Origin of the sequence: Robertkochia solimangrovi, assembly GCF_007279655.1 — a bacterium.
GTDB classification, from domain to species: domain Bacteria; phylum Bacteroidota; class Bacteroidia; order Flavobacteriales; family Flavobacteriaceae; genus Robertkochia; species Robertkochia solimangrovi.
Genome location: NZ_QKWN01000019.1, coordinates 1 through 2,494, shown reverse-complemented (window position 1 = coordinate 2,494; position 2,494 = coordinate 1). Strand labels below are relative to the sequence as shown.

Below are 2,494 nucleotides of genomic sequence, written 5' to 3'. Positions count from 1 at the left end.
AGCTCCCCGCAGCTTTTCGCAGCTTATCACGTCCTTCTTCGCCTCTGAGAGCCCAGGCATCCCCCATACGCCCTTATTTAGCTTATTGTACTTTTTGCTCTTTTATATTCTAAACGTATGATATTGCATACTCGTGCAAGTATTACAATACCTAGATTCTTACTTTTTTTACTTTTGTTTGCCGTTATTATATATACATACAATAACAACAAGCTTCTCGTATCTCTTTATCTCAATATGTCAATGAACGTTCCGGCCGCTGCTATACAAGCTTTTTGTTGATAACTACTCGTTAAGCGTGCGTTTAAAGTACCGTCGTGGAGAATATCGGAGTCGAACCGATGACCTCCTGCGTGCAAGGCAGGCGCTCTAGCCAGCTGAGCTAATTCCCCATATCTCTAGTGATGTGATATGAGTGATGAGTAATGTCATGCCTCATGCTCCCAACTTCCAGAATTTCCTAAATTCAATATTTTATCAGAACTTTTACCCTCCTAAGGTTTGTAGTCTCGGGCAGACTCGAACTGCCGACCTCTACATTATCAGTGTAGCGCTCTAACCAGCTGAGCTACGAGACTATTTCAGTTTTCCGTTGACTAAAATTTATTGACAGCTTTAAGCAAATCCACATCTTTGGGATTCTTCTTTTAACAGAGCACCTTAATTCTAGCACTTCTCTAGAAAGGAGGTGTTCCAGCCGCACCTTCCGGTACGGCTACCTTGTTACGACTTAGCCCCAGTCACTAGTTTTACCCTAGGCAGCTCCTTTCGGTCACCGACTTCAGGTACCCCCAGCTTCCATGGCTTGACGGGCGGTGTGTACAAGGCCCGGGAACGTATTCACCGGATCATGGCTGATATCCGATTACTAGCGATTCCAGCTTCACGGAGTCGAGTTGCAGACTCCGATCCGAACTGTGACCGGTTTTATAGATTCGCTCCTTATCGCTAAGTGGCTGCTCATTGTACCGGCCATTGTAGCACGTGTGTGGCCCAGGACGTAAGGGCCGTGATGATTTGACGTCATCCCCACCTTCCTCTCGGTTTGCACCGGCAGTCCCGCTAGAGTCCCCACCATAACGTGCTGGTAACTAACGGCAAGGGTTGCGCTCGTTATAGGACTTAACCTGACACCTCACGGCACGAGCTGACGACAACCATGCAGCACCTTGTAATCTGTCCGAAGAAAAAACTGTTTCCAGTCCTGTCAGACTACATTTAAGCCCTGGTAAGGTTCCTCGCGTATCATCGAATTAAACCACATGCTCCACCGCTTGTGCGGGCCCCCGTCAATTCCTTTGAGTTTCATTCTTGCGAACGTACTCCCCAGGTGGGATACTTATCACTTTCGCTTAGCCACTCAGACCGAAGTCCAAACAGCTAGTATCCATCGTTTACGGCGTGGACTACCAGGGTATCTAATCCTGTTCGCTCCCCACGCTTTCGTCCATCAGCGTCAATGACGTGTTAGTGATCTGCCTTCGCAATCGGTATTCTGTGTAATATCTATGCATTTCACCGCTACACTACACATTCTAACCACTTCACACGTATTCAAGACATACAGTATCAAAGGCAATTTTACCGTTAAGCGGCAAACTTTCACCTCTGACTTATACATCCGCCTACGGACCCTTTAAACCCAATGATTCCGGATAACGCTTGCACCCTCCGTATTACCGCGGCTGCTGGCACGGAGTTAGCCGGTGCTTATTCGTACAGTACCGTCATCACCCTACACGTAAGGCTTATTCTTCCTGTACAAAAGCAGTTTACAACCCATAGGGCAGTCTTCCTGCACGCGGCATGGCTGGATCAGTCTTGCGACCATTGTCCAATATTCCTCACTGCTGCCTCCCGTAGGAGTCTGGTCCGTGTCTCAGTACCAGTGTGGGGGATCTCCCTCTCAGGACCCCTACCTATCGTTGCCATGGTACGCCGTTACCGCACCATCTAGCTAATAGGACGCATGCCCATCTTTTACCGCCGAAACTTTAATTATAATACCATGCGATATCATAATACTATGGGGTATTAATCCGAATTTCTTCGGGCTATCCCCCTGTAAAAGGTAGGTTGCATACGCGTTACGCACCCGTGCGCCGGTCTCAAAGTAGCAAGCTACTTCTACCCCTCGACTTGCATGTGTTAGGCCTGCCGCTAGCGTTCATCCTGAGCCAGGATCAAACTCTTCATCGTTAATCTGTAAATATGTTTGGCTACAAATTAATAATGCTCAAAGAAATCGTACTCAACATGAATTTGCTTAAATTTTTTAATTGTGATTCCCTTGGTTAAACCAAGAAAATCGTGCTGTCAACAATATATCAATGAACTTCTAATTCTTTCATCTCTTTCGCCCCTTCACATCGTAACCTCGTTTCCTCGGCCGACCCTCGTGGCGTCTTTCGTTCTGAAAGCGGCTGCAAAACTACAACCTTTTTTCATTCCTGCAAATCTTTTTTTGAATTTTTTTTCAACCTCCAATTCGCAT

At 46.7% G+C, this 2,494-nt stretch carries 2 tRNA genes and 2 rRNA genes; all 4 read right to left on the bottom strand.

Annotation, left to right across the window (positions count from 1 at the left end):
* Nucleotides 1-87, bottom strand: a 23S ribosomal RNA gene (locus DMZ48_RS18440); the annotation flags it as partial.
* Between the two features lie 231 nt (nt 88-318).
* Nucleotides 319-392: transfer RNA gene (locus DMZ48_RS18435), tRNA-Ala, on the bottom strand.
* Between the two features lie 112 nt (nt 393-504).
* Nucleotides 505-578 (bottom strand) — tRNA-Ile (locus DMZ48_RS18430).
* A gap of 103 nt (nt 579-681) precedes the next feature.
* Nucleotides 682-2,199: ribosomal RNA gene (locus tag DMZ48_RS18425) — 16S ribosomal RNA — on the bottom strand.
* Between the last annotated feature and the right edge of the window lie 295 nt (nt 2,200-2,494).